Source organism: Emticicia sp. C21, assembly GCF_003418935.1.
Taxonomy (GTDB): Bacteria; Bacteroidota; Bacteroidia; order Cytophagales; family Spirosomataceae; genus Emticicia.
The window spans coordinates 672,158-687,756 of sequence record NZ_QVMT01000001.1; the positions used below are offsets into that span (position 1 = coordinate 672,158).

Here is a 15,599-nt window from a genome sequence, read left to right on the forward strand (position 1 = left end):
CAATAGCGACCTATGAAATATTTACTTTTGGCCTTTATTTTTTCACTATCAGCTTGCAGCACTACTATGAAGTATATGACCGAGAAACAAATAACCGATGATGCCACCTATCAGCATGATTTAGATCAGAATGATAATTTCTCACCAGATAATCAATGGTTAGTGTATGATACAAGAACAGATGATGGAGGCATTGCGGAATCTGGCCGTATTGAAAAAGTAAATATTTCAACAGGCGAAAAGAAAATTATTTACGAAATCCCAAACAATCAGCTTTGGGGGCCGGGAGCTGGAGCGGTTAGCTACTCCCCTCTTGAGAACGCAGTAGTTTTTATTCATGGTTTGCCAAGCATTACTAAAGAAAATCCTTATCAACAATGGCGACGCACAGGGGTAATTATTGATGAAAATATTGCTGGCAAGCGCATCTTTATGGATGCCCGTGATATTACCTCACCTTATACCAAAGGGGCTTTAAGAGGTGGTACGCACCGTCACGAATGGAGCGGTGATGGTCAATGGATTGGCTATACCTACAACGATGCTGTGATGAAAGCTTTAGAAGACTCAACGGGCGAAAAACACAATCTCCGTACTATTGGTGTATCAAAAAAAATCAATCCGGTAGTAGTAGAGAAAGATGCACACGGCGAAAATATTTCGGGTGAATGGTATAGTGCGCTGGTAGTAAAAGTAACACCGAATCCTACACCCGGTTCAGATGAAATCAGCCATGCGGCGGGTGATAGTTGGGTAGGCACAAAAGGATACGCAAAACCTGATGGAAACAGACAAATCGCAAGGGCCTTTATCGGAATTGTAAAAGACAAAAACGGTAAAAATGTGGATGAGGTTTTTATTGTAGATATACCAGAGGCCATTGATGTACCCGGTGAATCCGGGCCATTAGAGGGCACCGCTACTACAATGCCTATGCCCCCCAAGAATACCATTCAACGACGCCTTACGCATACTGCCGATACAAACCAACCTGGTTGTGTAGGTATAGTCAGAAGCTCTCCTGATGGACAATCAATAGCGTTTTTAGCTAAAGACGATAAGGGTAATTTACAAATATTTACGATTAGCCCTGAGGGTAGGAATCTGACGCAACTTACTTTTCACCCAAGCAAAGTGGATGGATTTTTTCGATGGCACCCATCTGGCAAAACCATTTATTATGTCTGGAATGGTAGTATCGTAAGTTGTGAAACGGGCGATGAAGGTTTTGAAAAGCGCCACAAAGTCTTAACAGAGTCTACCGTTCCATCGCCAACGAATTTAGTGATTTCACACGATGGGAAAACGATTGCTTTTAATCGACTGATAGGTAAAGCCAAGCAGATATTTATCGGAAAGCTCTGAAAGGTATCTTTCGGGCTTTCTTTTTCATCACGTACTTAATATTTACTTTCCCGTTTTCATCTACGGCTCTCAAAAAGATATTTGAGCCAATACTATCCGGGTCATAGTCTCTGAACTGGTAGGTAGAATCCCTTTTACGCAGATTACTCAAAGGAATCTGGATATTCAGGTCGGTTTTATCACCTAAGCTATAAATGCCATCTACAAAGAAAGTCATCACATTACTTTCTATCTGCATTTTTTTCACTTCTACCTCTTTTCCTTTAATCACAAAGTCATGCACGATAGGTGCAAATTGCACATGTTCTAACGGACGCTTTCTGAAAATCAGTTTTTTCATTTTCAGCAAAGGATCAAAATCAATAATTTCTGCCTCTCTTAAATCGACAGTTAAGGTTCCATCAACGGAGTTCTGAATTAAAGAAACATCGTTTTTCAATTCAGCACTGAACTTAAAAGTGCTGCTGAGTTTGCCCTGAATATTTCGGTCAGTCATAGTATATTGACCAAAATTATTGAAAGAAGAAAAAACAGATTTTACATCAGTATTTGTCAACTTAGCATCCACATTCAACTGAACAGGTCTACCCGAACGTAACTGATTCACATCGCCGGATACCTGAAATGTACCACCAAAAGCATTCATAGAAAAATTACGCAAATGAATCTTATCTGTGCTCAAAGTCATTCTTCCCTTAAGATTCTGAGCAGTCAGGCGATTATATCTGAATCGTTTGGCTTCCAATGTGGCATCTACCTCAATATTATCAATGGCCTTATCTAATAGGGCCGATAAGGTAAACTTAGAATTGCCACTCCGTTTAGGTCGGGAATGATCAAGATTCAACAATACTTTTAACCAATTCAATTGCCAGTCCGGTATTTTGATATTAACCAATGCTTTGAGCGGACTATTTTCCAGATAGAGATAAGGAAATACTCCGGTAATGCGCCCATTAACGTAGAGGTTATTCTGTCCGTCAAATATCTGAATATTAGGTATTCTTACCTCTTCGCCTGTAAAAGCTATATCTCCCCTAATCTGCTCAATGGTCACTTTCTGGGGTAAGTAGCTAATTGCCAAATCGTTTAAGGAAACGCTTCCATACAGCAACCCATTGAGTTTTTTAGTTTCTTTGTTAAAGAATGATTTGATATTACCCTTATAGGTAAGTTTCATTTGCGCATTACCTTTTCTCACCTTATAGCGTTCGGGATCAAGTAAGTCATTCAAAGAGGATGGGCTAGCATCTAAAGTACAATCAATATCTGCTAATGCCTGCTCTAAATCGTTGACGACTATTTTCCCATGTATCGGAATCGTTTCAAACAATCCTCTCACATTGTTACCTGTAATTCTTGTATTAGCATCTTCTGCAGGTTTAGTGCTATCAGCATGGTTAGTAAAAGTACCTTGGGTGCTTAGCTCTTTCAGCAATCCTACCGGAAGCCGGTATTCAAAATCACGGGCATCGAAATTAATGTCTATTTTCGGGATTCGCTCACCTAGTTTTCCGTTAAGATGAACTTCTGCACTGACAAGCGGATCTATTTTAATACGGTCTAATGTATTCGAAAGATGTTCTGTCAATAATTTTCTGGCATTGGCTAAGCGGAGTTCTTTTGTTTTAAAATTTAAACGGATAACTCTATCTTCGTGACTAAAATCGAACTCCCCTGATAGCTGTATTCTATCTTTAGTAGCTGATTCAATTTCAGAAGGAGCAATAACCAATTTCTTCTCTTTTTCTTTATAAAGTGTAGATAAACGAAGTTCCACTTCCTGATTGGTCAGAAAACCTCCCTTATCTGGATTAAAAATTAACCCTTTAAAAAATACACTTCCTTTCGAATCCATATTCCAGACTTCATCTTCATACGCTACTTTGCTGATAAACTGATGAAAATCTGCACCATAAAACTTCTCTTTTAACGAATCGGCATAATACACCTGAAAATCGGTAAAAGATACCTCTTCTAAATCTCTAAGGGTACCAGTATCTGTCTTTTTTGTACTTGTAGCAGAATCTTTTTTAGCGGGAGAGAAAATAGAAAGATTTGTAAAACCGTCTTTTCGCTTGAAGATATTCAGTTTGCCATTAGCAAATTTCATACTATGTATCAGCACCTTGCCTCTGAATAAAGACTGTGTTTCTAATGTAACATTAATTGAGGCGGCATCAACCAGATAAGTTTTATGCTGATTAAAGTATTTATCTTTGAGTTTTACTCCCATTAATGAGAAAGTGAATCCGACACCATTCTGAAAGGGAGTAAATTTAAAATCTCTTACTTCAAGTGTCCCGTCAATCTTTTCATTTATGAGGTCTTTTAACCGTATAAAAAGACTTCCCTGATTATAATATACCCAAAACCCCACCCCAGCCAAGAGCAAAATAAAGCTTCCCGAAATAATAAGAACTACTTTAAGGATTTTGGATGTCATAATAGGATTTTTTATAGTGTGTGAATTTGAGCGATTCACAGGCAAAAGCACGTTTGACTTTTCGAATTTACTCAGAAAACTTTTCTAATCAGTATTAAATCATCATTTTTAATTAAAAACTAATTTGAAATTTAAGTATTATTAAACGATTCCTTTAAACGTTTTTACCTGCCTTTATTTCAAGACAGCTCTCATGGTGCAATCCCCTATTCTATATAACTAAAAAATTATGCCAGCGGTTTTAAATCAAAGGCTTCTGCTAATAATTCAAACGAACGTTTGCGATTTACTGAGTTATTAGCCATTGTAGATACTATGACTTCATCCACACCAAAATCGTTGGCAAGTGCCAATAATTTTTCTTTTACTTCCTCTTTTGTACCAGATATGACTCTACCTCTGTTGCGATTGATACGCTCCTGTTCAGCCAACGAAAACTGGTATTTCTGTATAAAGGCATCATCACCAAAGTTATCAAATTTACCTTGCTCAAATTGTACCAGAACATAGTCTAAAAACTTCCTCATTTTTCGGGCTTCTTCCTCAGTTTCAGCACATAGAACCGAGATTGACATCAATGCATGGGGTTTTGAGAATTGAGATGATGGTTCAAAATTCTTGCGGTAAGTTTCTACAATATCCGGCTGGGCAAATCCATTAATAAATCGGGCAATGGCCAGCCCCATACCAAACTGCGCGGCAATTTTACTACTGCCACCACTCGAACTCAATATCCATTGCGTAGGCATAGTTGGCGCTTGCGGAACAGCTAGAATCGGTCCATATTTGGTAGCAGCTGTATCTCTGAAAAAGTGTTGCAGGTATTCTAATTGTTGCAGATAACTCTCTTCATTGAAATCGTTAGACGGATTCAGCAAAGCAGCTGTGATTCTATCTCCGCCCGGTGCCCTGCCCATGCCTAAATCAATCCGTCCGGGAAAGAGTGTTTCCAGCATTCTGAAATTCTCAGCTACTTTTAAAGCGCTATGGTTAGGCAGCATTATCCCACCTGAACCAATGCGGATGTGCTTGGTTTCATCGGCTAGTTTAACCATCAATACTTCCGGTGTTGAACCTGCAATAAAGGTGGAATTATGATGTTCGGATACCCAGAAACGGCCATACCCTAATTTTTCGGCTAATTTTACTGTAGCAATTGTTTCCTCTACAGCCTGTATAGCTGTTTTCCCTTGTGTGACTATCGATTGGTCTAATACTCCTAATTTCAGTTTACTCATTTTTCATTCGGTCTTTTGCTTACTAACACAAATTAATTCCAATTCGTTACCTGAAGTTACTATACAAAAATATACCAATAAAAAATCTCCGGCACTTTGGTACCGGAGATTATGCTAAGAAACAAAACGTATTAAAAAAGAGGTAGGTAATCCAAATATTAAGAAACTAAAGCTGCAGATTGTTGATAAACAGGTTTAATTCCTAGTTCATCATGCAGATTATCTATGGTAACCAAAAGCTCATCCATTCTCACTTTCAAATCATCCGTCAATGGCTCAACTTGTCTGCGGGTATAGGTTGAAATCGGGAAGCCTCTTTTCATCAGGCTATACTTGGCAATGGTTGGATAAGCAGAGTGGACTATTTCCATAGAGTCATTGAAAAACTGCTGTACTTTTTGTGATTCAGCAGAATTATCATTGAAATGCTCACAAATCCATACAATCAATTCAGGATAAATATTGCCTTGTATACATGATAAACCTGCTGCACCTGCTTTCAAAGACGAAGTGGCATTTACCATATAGGCATCATATAATCCAAAATTATAGCCTTGTGCTACTGCCAGTCTGCGTTCTACTTCAGCGGCATCCAGACAAGTATCTTTATGATAAATCAGGCGTTTAGATGGCAATAATTTCGCTAAAGTATCATAATTGATTAAACGCTTATAAGGAACCGGGCACTCATAAAAACCTAAAGGAATATTGGGTGTCAGATGCATGAGTTCTTCCATTCGCTCAACAAATAAATCATCCGACTCGTCAGCTTTTGCAATCTGGCTTGTAATCACGATGACAGCTTGAACGCCTGTGTCATAAATTCTTTTCACAAAATCTGCCTGTTGGGCTATCGTTCCGCCCAAGGTACCTGTAGATACTACTGGAATATGTCCTGCTGCCTGGTCAACTACCTGTTTGGTGATAGTCAGACGCTCTTCGTTAGTTAATTCATACATTTCGCTCGACAGACAGTTGGCAAACAATCCGGCTGAGCCTGCCTGCATATAATAGTCTGTCAGAACCGAAAGTCCTGCATGATCAATTGCTCCTGACTCTGTAAAGGGCGTGAGCATAACAGGAATAAAGCCTTGTGGTAGTGAATTGGTGGAAGCCATAATCTTATCTTTTCAAAAAATTGGAGGGGATCTTACTTTGTTTTCAATCTGGTTATCAGTACTCCTGTGAGAAAGATACTCAGGGTACCTATTACCATAATCATATTCTGATGGAAAGGGCTACGTAAAGCCGCAAATTCATCTGGTATTTGTTTCGAGAAGGTCATCCAGCAGATAACCAGTACGCCTATGATTGTTGCGATGATCGCTTCAGCATTCTTTGCTTTTTTAACAATCATACCTAAAAGGAATAAGCCTAACATACCTCCTGCAAAAATACCTGAGAGCATCCACCAGATGTCTAATACACTCTTGACTCCAATCATGGCTACGCCGGTAAGCATACCTAATACGCCAAACATAGTGGTAGCAATGTATAAAAGTCTTAATGATTGTTTAGCCGTTAAATCCGGTTTGATATAACGTTGGTAGATATCTACCGAGAAAACCGTAGCAGAAGCATTCATACCAGAACTAATGGTACTCATAGCCGCCGACATAATAGCTGCTATAATTAACCCCAACAAACCAGCCGGAATTTTATTTACCATAAAATGCGGCATGACTTTATCGCCAATATCGGCGGCACTTAAAGTTGAGGCTAATTGGCCAATAGCATCGCTACTACCGCCTGGCAGGCGTTCGGTAGCTACCTGCATCCTTACCTGGTTCAGTAAATCAGGATTGCTTTGGTAATAAGCATAGAGGCATGAGCCAATGACAAAAAACATTAACGAAACTGGCAGATACAAATACACACATAGCCATATTGAACGGGTGGCTTCCTTGACAGAGGTAGTAGTATGGTACCTCTGCACGTAATTCTGGTCCATACCGAAATTATTAAGGTTCATAAAGAAACCATATAATAACACTACCCAGAATGTGGATTGAGTAAAGTCGGGAATAAGGCTGCCCAGGCTGAATTTATCATCTGCCTGACCGATTTCTATAATACGACTGACGCCTCCGGGCATTCCCTGAACGACCAGCACCAGTATAATTAATGCACCAAGAGTTTTAACCACCCCTTGTACTACTTCCGTCCAGATGACGGCCTCCATGCCACCCATTACGGTATATATAATAATACATACACCAACTACAATCATAACACTTTCCATCGAATAGCCTGTAAGAGCCTGTAAGCTCAAAGCGATACCGAAGAAAATTGACCCCATACGAGCCAGCTGCGTGAGCAGAAAACACACTACGGCATAGGTTCTTGCCCAAGGCCCGAAACGATGCTCCAGATGGGTATAGGCCGATACCTCTCCGGTATTCCGGTAGAACGGCACGAAATAACGAGACGCCACCCACGCTGCAATGGGCATTGACAAGCTAAACACAAATGAATTCCAGTTACTCCCAAAAGCTTTCCCTGGCACTCCCAGAAAGGTATTACTGCTCAAAAAAGTGGCATAAATTGATATACCAATGGCCCAACCTGGAATCTTACCAGATGCGGTGGTAAACTGGTCAGCGTTTTTGTTCTTTCTTGAGAAATAAACTCCTATGATAATCATTCCGGCCAGATAGGCAAAAATGATGGCTAAGTCAATAACCGGGAGCGATCTTAAATTCATGTGTTAGGTTTCAAAAGATTCAATAGGACAAATAAGCTGTTCGACAGTATTATAAAGTATCAGCGACTGAAGTCGCCGCCTAAGATAACAAAGGTATTTTTACTTTCATATTCGGACTTAAGTCCGAATTCACTACTAAATAATCCTTTGTTATTTTAGCCACCGACTTCAGTCGGTGAAACGCCACATAAAATGCTAAAAATATACATTCAATTTTAAGCAAATGTGTATTTTCTATAATCAGGCGAATATTTTATTTAACTTTACAAAGATAACAGATAAAAACACAAGCTTTTTATAGACAATTTACCAATCATTGTACGATATTATCATAAATATTTCTAGTAATGAAACCTCATTTTCATAAAGTACCAAGTAATACCGAGCAGTCGTTTAGCATCAGGCATGATATTAAACCCAATTTTGGTACAATATGGCATTACCATCCAGAATTGGAATTACACTATGTAATCAGAGGCGAGGGTGTGCGGTTTATCGGTGACAATGTCAGCAACTTTACAGCAGGAGAAGTATTGCTTTTAGGTGAAAACCTACCGCATACCTGGCGATGCAACCAGGAATATTTTCAAGGCAATGCAGACTTGCAGATAGAAGCTATTGTGATGCAGTTCAAAACTGATTGTTTGGGCAATGAATTTCTGAATCTGAGTGAAGCCTATGCCATTAAAAAGCTATATGAAAAAGCGAAAAAAGGTTTAATCATTAAAGGAGAATCAGCACAGCAATTAAAAGATCTGATGCAGTCAGCCTTGCTGGCAAGCCCCTTACAACGCCTGATAGTCCTATTATCTATTCTGGAACTGCTTACAGAATCAGATGAAACAGAAATGATTACGGATGCTAACACTTTCTATCAATCAAACGAAATGGAGACAGTACGGCTGAATAATGTTTGTAGTTATACCTTAGCCAATTACGCTAAAGACATCAGATTAGAAGATATTGCAGCCATAGCCAATCTAAGTACCACCTCTTTTTGCCGTTATTTCAAGTTAATGACCCATAAGACCTATAATGATTTCCTGACCGAAATCAGAGTAAGCCATGCCTGTAGAGCATTAGTTGAAAACAGGTTAAGTATAGAAATTATCTGTTTTGAAAGTGGCTTTAATAATCTCTCTAATTTTTACAGACATTTTAAGAGTGTGAAGGGGATTACACCTTTGGAATATAAAAAACAGTATTTGAAAGAGACTAATTGATTATACCCAATGTAAAACGATTTTTCAAATCGTTATTCATAGATTATGAGATATAATTCCAACTTCTCATGTCATAGTAAAATGATAAAATTCTACCGAATTTTGACGATTTGAAAAATCGTCATACACACTAAATCTTACCTCCCATGACAAACAGTAATCCCATTCACATCATGATGCCCCAAATTATTGGCGGGTAAATTAACGCCTTTGAATATAAGCCAGATGGCCAAGATAATATATGAGAAAGTATAGACAGCTTTAGGTTTAAAGCTAATCCATTTACGAAGACTATTACCTAAAAATGCAAAGCCAAGCATCATGGGCAAAGTACCCAATCCAAACAATATCATAAATAAAGCACTCTCCCAAACTTCACTCATCAGAAAAGCACCGCTTAAGGCGGCATAAACTAAACCACAAGGTAATATTCCGTTCAGTATACCAAAGACTAATTGTGCGAATAATGTATGTTTTTTGTAGAAGACAGATAAAGAAGATTTAATAAAATTGTTGAGTCGGCTTGCATAAGGCAATACATCTAAAGATTTTAACCAACTTTTGGGTAAAACGAATGCAAGTAATATCAGGGTACCGACAATAATAAAAAGGACTTTTTGAGAAGTAAAAAGAACGATTTGTTCACCAAGTAAGCCTATTAAAAGCCCTAAAATACTATATGTGACAATCCTACCCAAATTATAAATCAATCTCCCTACAATATATCTGCCACGTTTTGATTTGTCACCGGGTAATAGCATAGAGATTGGCCCGCACATTCCCATACAATGCAAACTCCCCGCCAGGCCTAATATCAATGCAGAATACAACATGATTATAAAATGATTTTTTGTTCTTTCAGATAAGTCTTTCCGGCCTTTTCCCATTCGAGTTTAACTACCCACAATCCTTTGGTCAGATGATTCACAGATATTTCCTGCCCGGCAGTTTCTTTCAAAGCTAAATCAACAGCAAAATCCTTTTTAGCATCTGATGGGCGATAGAATTTTACTTTACCAGTAGCGCCTTTTTGCTCTTCCGGAAAACTCACAATTACCAGTTGTTTTTCACTTGCATAAGTAATTTGTACAGGAGTTGCCAACTGCTCAGCATTGTTTTGCTTCTCAATTTCAGCCTGATAGTCAATCTCCTGTTTGTAATAGTCATTACTCACCAGCGAGATATCTTTCTGTTTGACACAGAGCGTTACCAATGTAACCATGAAGATTACAAATAGCATATAAAAAATCCCGATTTTATGTCCGAAGTTCATGAGTTTAAATATTTAGTGATTGAGTGAGTTAGTGAATGAGTGATTAATCGTTTTGTACAATAATTTAGCAGTGAGGTATATGAGCTGTTTCTTGGATTGATTGATTATTTCTATAATTCACTCAATTGTTCCCAAAAATGTCGTTTTAATAGTCTCCAACTTATCCTCACCTTGCCATACTTCAATTGCCAAATTAGTTTTTATTTTCTTAATAGCAGCTTTATCCATTTCTAAAAAGAATACGACATCTGCTTTGCCTTCTTTACGTACTTTTATTGTCTTTTTACCGTCAATCAACCTGATAGAGCCTTTATTATCCTCCACTTTCAGACTCACTACCATTTCATTATTGCTCTTGTTGACAATCTGAGCATTGTAGAGGTTACTGATTTTATTATTGGCTTGTTCCTGATACATTTGCCCCGGTACACGCATCACAGTAGTTTCTATCGCAGAGCGGCTCAATAATAAAAATGCTTCGATGCCAACCAGGAGTAATAAAACTGCCGAATATGCATAGGCTCTGAAAGATAGCTTGAAAGGTATCCTTTTCTCTACACTCTCTACTGACCCATATCTGATTAAGCCTGTTGGTTTATTGATTTTAATCATCACATCGTCGCAGGCATCGATGCAAGCTGTACAGTTAGTACATTCCAATTGTGCCCCATTTCGAATATCAATACCCATCGGACAAACCTGCACACATAATTTACAATCGATACAGTCGCCTTTAGGAATTGAAATGCCCGCAGGTTCATGTTTGTTAAGTTTTCCTCTAGGCTCCCCACGTATCCAGTCATAAATAATGTTAACGGTATTTCTACCCATTAGCACTCCTTGTAAACGGCCATAAGGACAAATAGAGATACAAACCTGCTCGCGAAGCACCGTAAATACGTAATAGAAAATACCAGTAAACGCCACCAAACCAATAAAGCCTGTCATGTGTTCAGTCGGAGACTGGGTAATAATTTCTTTGGTTGCCTCCAGGCCTATCAGATAAGCCATCGTAGTATGAGCAATCAGAATAGAAATCAGAAGAAATACCAGTCTTTTACCCCCTTTTTTCAGTATCTTCTCGGTAGTCCACGGGGCTTTGTTGAGAGCTATCTGCTGTTTGCGGTCGCCCTCAATCCAGTATTCAATTTTGCGGAAAACCATTTCCATGAATACTGTTTGCGGACAAGCAAAACCACACCAAAAACGCCCATAGACTACCGTAAATACGATAATGAAAACAAAGAAAGTAAGCAGACCTACACTAAAAATGACCGAATCCTGAGGTAAGAATAATTGCCCAAATAAGACAAACTTACGCTCAAAGACGTTAATCATTAACAGTGGTTGTCCGTTGATTTTAACGAATGGCCCCACGAAAAACACGGTTAAGAATATGATAGTAGCTATCACACGGTAGTTATGGTAACGACCACTCGGTTTTTTCGGATATACCCATACCCTCTTCCCCTCACTGTCTACCGTGGCGATACTGTCGCGATAGGCTTCATCTATAAAATCTAAATTGCTCACTTTTGCTGCGTTTTAATTCTCCAATTTCTATCTGATACACTCATGTTAGCAGTCAACGAGATGGTAATATTTATAAGCTTGCAACGGGTTTGGCACTGGTTGAATCAACACCAGCTGTAGCTTTATCGCCTTGCGGAGCCTTAGCATTAGCAGGTTTTGTACCCTGAATCGACAAAATATAGTTACTTACGCTTTGTATTTCATTTGGTTTTAAGGTTGCCTGCCAGGCAATCATCCCTTTTTCAGGCACGCCATATTTCACGGTCTTGAAAATATCGTTGATTGTTCCACCATGTAGCCAGTATTCATCTGTCAGGTTAGGTCCTACCCCACCCTCGCCGGCTTGTCCGTGGCAGGCTGCGCATTTACCTGTAAAAATATCTTTACCTGCACTCACAGTTTTACTATCAGTTACCAATAGTTTCACCGTTTTTTCGTCGATACTATTGGCAGTTTTAGATTGGTACAGTTCCACTTCTTTTTTACCCTCTTCTATTGCTATTCTGTACTCTTCATCCTGCAAAGGTGTGATATTCCAGATATGATAAATGCCTATGTAAATCACGGAAAACACAATAGTCGCGTAGAACATTTTTACCCACCAAGGCGGCAAATGGTTGTCGAGTTCCTGAATACCATCATAACTATGGTGTAATAAGATGGCTTCTTCTTTCTCTACCGAAACACTTGTACCCGATTCTTTTTGCCACCATTTTTTAAAACTGAAAGGCTCAACAATTTTCCCCTCTTTTTCGGCTATGATTTTATGTATGACACTGTACATATTCAGTACTATAAACAGTAGTACAACAGCCGTAAGAATCAATATAATAAGTATCAGGAGTTGAATGAGTTCTTCGCCTGATTTAATGAATGTTCCCATGAATGGATATTGATTTAAATTTCTTGAATGCTTCTATTTAGCCTAAAAGGCTTTATTCATCTAATGGCAGATTTTCCATGTGCTGTTGTTTCTTTTTATCGAATCTGAACACGTGCCAACCCAAACCAAGAAAAAAGAAAAAGAAAACCAGTAGGGAGAAAATCGGGTAAATACTTACCCCATCCATTTGCTCGAAATAATGTTTAAACATGGTCGTAGTGTTGTTTAAAATAGGTTTACAGGCCTACTTTGTTGTTTTAATGTCTGTACCTAGTCTTTGCAAGTAAGCAATCAGAGCTATGATTTCCTTATCACTATTAGTCTTGATTTTTGCATCTGCCAGACTTTTGGCGATTTCATTGGCTTGTTTTTCTGCTTCTGCTACAGCTATATCTTCATAACCATCCGGGTATGGTACACCCAATGTACGCATCGCTTTTATCTTGGCAGGCAACAGCTCCTTATCATAATCATTCTCCAAAAGCCAGGGGTAAGGCGGCATAATTGAACCGGGCGACATGGTAGTCGGGTCCATCATGTGGTTATAGTGCCAGCTATCAGGATATTTTTTACCGACTCTGTGCAAATCAGGACCTGTACGTTTTGAACCCCATAAGAACGGGTGGTCATAGACAAATTCTCCGGCCTTTGAATATTCGCCATAACGCTCGGTTTCTGAACGGAAAGGACGAACCATCTGCGAGTGGCACCCTACACATCCCTCTTTTATATAAATATCACGGCCAGTCAACTCAAGAGGGGTGTAAGGTTTTACAGCTTCAATTGTTGGTATATTAGAGTCTATCAGCGCAGTTGGCACAAACTCTATTACACCACCTATAATCACAGCAATGAGGGCTAATCCAGTAAATATTACGGGTTTGCGTTCTAATACTGAGTGCCAGTTGCCACCTGTTACTCGCACATGTTTTTCAAGTGCAGGGGCTTCAGCATATTCGGCAGGCACAAATGTACCTTGTTGCGCAGTTTTAATCAGGTTATAAATCATTACCAGCGTACCCAAAAGGAACATCGTTCCACCCACCGCTCTCATCATATATAAAGGCACAATTTGTGTTACAGTTTCCAGGAAGTTTGGATAAGCCAGAAAGCCATCTTGTGTAAACTCTTTCCACATCAGACTTTGAACAAACCCGGCCCAGTACATCGGCAAAGCATAGAAAATAATCCCTAAAGTGCCTAGCCAGAAGTGCGTATTAGTCAAAGTTTTAGAGTAAAGTTTGGTTTGATACATGCGAGGTATCAGATAATATAAGATACCGAATATCATGAAACCATTCCAACCCAGTGCCCCAACGTGTACGTGGGCAATTGTCCAGTCAGTAAAGTGAGAGATGGCGTTTACGTTTTTCAACGATAGCATCGGGCCCTCGAATGTAGCCATACCGTAGGCGGTAACAGCTACCACAAAGAATTTCAAAACAGGGTCTTCACGTACTTTATCCCAGGCACCACGTAGAGTCAACAGACCGTTTAACATACCTCCCCAGGATGGTGCAATGAGCATAATTGAGAACACTGTTCCCAGGCTTTGTGCCCAGTCAGGTAATGAGGTATATAACAAGTGGTGAGGCCCGGCCCAGATATAAATAAATATCAAAGACCAGAAGTGAATAATTGATAACTTATAGGAGTATACGGGGCGATTAGCTGCTTTCGGTAAGAAGTAGTACATCAAACCCAGATAAGGAGTTGTCAGGAAGAATGCTACGGCATTATGACCATACCACCATTGTACCAGCGCATCCTGTACACCTGCGTATAACGAATAACTTTTTGTCCACGATACCGGTAACTCCAAAGAGTTGACAATATGTAATAAAGCTACCGTAACCACTGTACCTATATAGAACCAAACGGCTACATACATGTGGCGTTCGCGACGTTTGATGATCGTACCAAACATATTAATGGCAAAAACTACCCATATTACAGTGATAGCAATATCAATTGGCCATTCCAATTCGGCATATTCTTTACTGGTAGTCATCCCTAAAGGCAAGGTAATAGCTGCTGCCAGAATAATTAATTGCCAGCCCCAGAAGTGAATCCATGAAAGCGCCTGGCTATACATGGCGGTTTTTAATAGTCTCGGCAATGAGTAGTAAATACCCGCAAACATGGCATTACCTACAAAAGCAAAAATAATGGCATTGGTGTGTAAAGGTCTGAGACGCCCAAAGGTCACGTGAGGGTTTTCAAAATTGGCTCCGGGCCAGAAAAGCTGTATGGCCAGGGTTAGTCCGGCTAACATACCAACTAAACCAAATATGACTGTTACGATCAGAAAGGCTTTCACGATTTTATTATCGTATTCAAATCGTTCTAATGTCCCTACTGGTTCAGGCTGCGTAATATACTGCATAATTGAAAGAGTTTTAAAAAACTTTGATGGGGCAAAATTACCTCTGGCTTCATGCCTAAAACATGACCAGAGTTTTGTGGAAATATGACATTTGTCATAATTTCCTTTGAGATTGGGGGCGTGTTTAGCCAATACCGATTGTCTCTGAATTAGCGATAAATGTTCTGAACTTAGACTTTACAGACCGATAGTCTTGTTCAAAATAGTCCATTTCTTCTTTCAGATACTGAAAATCAAGCTTTTGTTCTTTATCAAGAATATTATCATGAAGCACTCCCTCAGCCACACCCTTCTCAACACTTCTTAATTCTTCCTGTATCTGTTTGATTAATCGCTGAAAATGATGAAACTGATTAATGAACCAGTTCTGTTCGGTTTTTCCGGTTGTTTTTTCAAGCGCGGCAATCTCTTCAATAATGCTCAGGAAGAAATCTGTTTCTTTCTGCATCATTTCTAATTCATTCCGCCACAAACTGTATTGAAAATGCGTATGGCTTAGTTGAGAGTACTTGTTCATGTTTTAGAATTTTAGGTTATCAATATGAAAG

General features: G+C 39.2%; 13 protein-coding genes. 2 read left to right on the plus strand and 11 right to left on the minus strand.

Annotated elements, in window-relative coordinates:
- Positions 1-12: 12 nt before the first annotated feature.
- Positions 13-1,365, plus strand: coding sequence for a DUF3748 domain-containing protein (locus tag D0T08_RS02760; protein WP_116981029.1), 1,353 nt, complete (start codon positions 13-15; stop codon positions 1,363-1,365).
- On the opposite strand, the gene D0T08_RS02765 is transcribed toward D0T08_RS02760, so the two are convergent.
- The 4 genes from D0T08_RS02765 to D0T08_RS02780 form a co-directional block, all read right to left on the minus strand.
- Positions 1,349-3,811, minus strand: coding sequence for an AsmA-like C-terminal region-containing protein (locus tag D0T08_RS02765; protein WP_116981030.1), 2,463 nt, complete (start codon positions 3,809-3,811; stop codon positions 1,349-1,351). The genes D0T08_RS02760 and D0T08_RS02765 overlap by 17 nt on opposite strands.
- Positions 3,812-4,038: 227 nt before the next feature.
- A complete protein-coding gene (locus D0T08_RS02770; RefSeq protein ID WP_116981031.1) occupies positions 4,039-5,049 on the minus strand; it encodes an LLM class flavin-dependent oxidoreductase in 1,011 nt (336 codons plus the stop codon).
- A 158-nt stretch (positions 5,050-5,207) separates the two neighbouring features.
- Positions 5,208-6,167, minus strand: coding sequence for a dihydrodipicolinate synthase family protein (locus tag D0T08_RS02775; protein ID WP_116981032.1), 960 nt, complete (start codon positions 6,165-6,167; stop codon positions 5,208-5,210).
- Positions 6,168-6,199: 32 nt separating this feature from the next.
- Positions 6,200-7,753, minus strand: a complete 1,554-nt coding sequence (locus D0T08_RS02780) for a sodium:solute symporter (RefSeq protein WP_116981033.1) — start codon at positions 7,751-7,753, stop codon at positions 6,200-6,202.
- Positions 7,754-8,100: 347 nt separating this feature from the next.
- Here D0T08_RS02780 and D0T08_RS02785 point away from each other — a divergent pair, with 347 nt between their 5' ends.
- The gene (locus D0T08_RS02785) at positions 8,101-8,976 is read left to right on the plus strand and encodes an AraC family transcriptional regulator (RefSeq protein ID WP_116981034.1); all 876 of its coding nucleotides are present in this window, start codon (positions 8,101-8,103) and stop codon (positions 8,974-8,976) included.
- A 137-nt stretch (positions 8,977-9,113) separates the two neighbouring features.
- Here the strand turns inward: D0T08_RS02785 and D0T08_RS02790 are convergent, their stop codons facing one another.
- The 7 genes from D0T08_RS02790 to D0T08_RS02820 all read right to left on the minus strand — a co-directional run bounded on the left by D0T08_RS02790 (position 9,114) and on the right by D0T08_RS02820 (position 15,568).
- A complete protein-coding gene (locus D0T08_RS02790) occupies positions 9,114-9,809 on the minus strand; it encodes a sulfite exporter TauE/SafE family protein (protein WP_158561178.1) in 696 nt (231 codons plus the stop codon).
- Between the two features lie 2 nt (positions 9,810-9,811).
- Positions 9,812-10,249: a FixH family protein gene (locus D0T08_RS02795; RefSeq protein WP_116981036.1), complete on the minus strand. Its 438-nt coding sequence runs from the start codon at positions 10,247-10,249 to the stop codon at positions 9,812-9,814.
- A 117-nt stretch (positions 10,250-10,366) separates the two neighbouring features.
- Positions 10,367-11,782, minus strand: coding sequence for a cytochrome c oxidase accessory protein CcoG (gene ccoG / locus D0T08_RS02800; protein WP_116981037.1), 1,416 nt, complete (start codon positions 11,780-11,782; stop codon positions 10,367-10,369).
- Between the two features lie 70 nt (positions 11,783-11,852).
- The gene (locus tag D0T08_RS02805; protein ID WP_116981038.1) at positions 11,853-12,665 is read right to left on the minus strand and encodes a cbb3-type cytochrome c oxidase N-terminal domain-containing protein; all 813 of its coding nucleotides are present in this window, start codon (positions 12,663-12,665) and stop codon (positions 11,853-11,855) included.
- A gap of 52 nt (positions 12,666-12,717) precedes the next feature.
- Positions 12,718-12,876, minus strand: a complete 159-nt coding sequence (locus D0T08_RS02810; protein ID WP_116981039.1) for a CcoQ/FixQ family Cbb3-type cytochrome c oxidase assembly chaperone — start codon at positions 12,874-12,876, stop codon at positions 12,718-12,720.
- A gap of 33 nt (positions 12,877-12,909) precedes the next feature.
- Complete coding sequence (ccoN, locus tag D0T08_RS02815) at positions 12,910-15,051, minus strand: cytochrome-c oxidase, cbb3-type subunit I (protein WP_116981040.1); 2,142 nt, start codon at positions 15,049-15,051, stop codon at positions 12,910-12,912.
- Between the two features lie 124 nt (positions 15,052-15,175).
- Positions 15,176-15,568 carry a hypothetical protein gene (locus D0T08_RS02820; RefSeq protein ID WP_147322691.1) on the minus strand — a complete coding sequence of 131 codons (393 nt, stop codon included), beginning with the start codon at positions 15,566-15,568 and terminating at the stop codon, positions 15,176-15,178.
- Between the last annotated feature and the right edge of the window lie 31 nt (positions 15,569-15,599).